Origin of the sequence: Mycobacterium sp. E2462 (genome assembly GCF_001672685.1) — a bacterium.
In the GTDB taxonomy this organism is placed as follows: domain Bacteria; phylum Actinomycetota; class Actinomycetes; order Mycobacteriales; family Mycobacteriaceae; genus Mycobacterium.
This window is the reverse complement of the sequence record NZ_LZKC01000031.1, coordinates 1-651: the sequence shown is the minus strand read 5'-3', so window position 1 is coordinate 651 and position 651 is coordinate 1. Positions and strand designations below refer to the sequence as shown.

Annotated in this window: 1 protein-coding gene; it reads right to left on the bottom strand. The window is 74.7% G+C overall.

Annotated elements, in window-relative coordinates; all coding sequences use genetic code 11:
- Window positions 1–651: DUF3027 domain-containing protein (locus tag A5714_RS01745; RefSeq protein WP_156747128.1), on the bottom strand; the 651-nt coding region annotated here is incomplete at both ends.

Here is a 651-nt window from a genome sequence, read left to right as displayed (position 1 = left end):
GGCCGGCCGTCACCTCGAGGACTCCGTCGTCGTAGGGCTCGTACGCCGGCGAACCGGTGCCCTCGGGCGCCGGCGTGTCCGAGTGCGCGCCGCAGCCGTACTGCTTGTCGACGATGTGCCCGTCGGCCGACAGCTCGTTGCCGCACACCCCGAACATCGCGCCGAGCGAGCCCGACAGCGGCAGGAAGAAGCCGCAGTCGCGGCACACCCGCTTCGTGGACCGGGCCATCGGCGAGTCGGGGCCGTATTCGCCGGTGTGCCAGCGCTCGGCGGCCTCCGACCGGCCCCAGCTGCTCATCACCCAGCGCCGGCCCAGCCCCACCTCGGCGGCGGTCTCGTCGACCTGCGGGTCGCCGCTGGCGGTGTAGCCGGGAACCAGGCGGGGGTCGTCGGCGGCCGGGGCGAGCAGGTCGCCGGGGCTCAGGTCGCCGGGACGGACCCGCTGGTCCCAGGGCACCCACTCCGGCGCCAGCAGCGCCGTCGGGCCAGGGATCAGCACCACTTCGCTGATGGTGGCGTGGTCGGCGCCGGGGTAGGCGGCCACCACCACGGCCCACTGCCAGCCCTGGTAGCCCGGCAGGTGCGCCAGGAACCGGTGGGTCGCGGTGGTCGGGTCCTCGTAGTCGACGCCCAGGTAATCGCCGACCGTCT